This is a genomic window from Bradyrhizobium aeschynomenes (genome assembly GCF_013178945.1).
GTDB classification, from domain to species: domain Bacteria; phylum Pseudomonadota; class Alphaproteobacteria; order Rhizobiales; family Xanthobacteraceae; genus Bradyrhizobium; species Bradyrhizobium aeschynomenes.
The window spans coordinates 1-678 of sequence record NZ_JABFDM010000030.1; the positions used below are offsets into that span (position 1 = coordinate 1).

Here is a 678-nt window from a genome sequence, read left to right on the forward strand (position 1 = left end):
CCGTCATGATCCAGCAGCATCCGCCAGCTCGACGGCGTCGCCTGGATCATCGTCACGCCATGCCTGACGACGACCGCCTTCAGTGCCGCCGGATCTTGCGCCGTCGCCCGATCGGCCAGCACGACCTGCGCGCCATGCGTCAGCGGCAGCCACAGCTCCAGCACCGCGATGTCGAACGACAGCGAGGTCAGCCCGAGCACGCGATCCTCGCGTGCAATCCCGGGCCGCTCGGCCATGGTCGCCAGGAAGTTCGCCACCGCGCCATGGCGCACCATCACCCCCTTGGGCAGACCGGTCGAGCCGGAGGTGTAGATCACGTAAGCGAGGTTCCCCGGATCGATGGCGATGTCGAGATTGGCGGCGTCGCCGCTGCCTTCTCCCACCGCTGCATCGAGCAGCCAGGCTTCGGCACCACTGCCTTCCAGAACCGAAGCGAAACGCTCCTGCAACGTGGCCTGCGTCAGCAGCAGCCTGGCCCCGCTGTCGCCGAGCATGTGCGCCAGACGCTCGGCCGGATAATCCGGATCGAGCGGCAGGTAGGCCCCGCCCGCCTTCAGCACCGCGAGCAGTGCCACCATCATCGGCACGCCGCGCTCCAGCGCCAGCCCGACCACGACGTCCGGTCCGATCCCCTGCAGCATGAGACGCCGCGCCAGCCGGTTTGCCCGCGCGTTCAGC

1 protein-coding gene is annotated in these 678 nt (G+C 69.0%); it reads right to left on the reverse strand.

What is annotated here, in order from left to right:
- The coding region (locus HL666_RS33825) for an AMP-binding protein (protein ID WP_172185802.1) at positions 1-678 on the reverse strand (678 nt) is incomplete at both ends.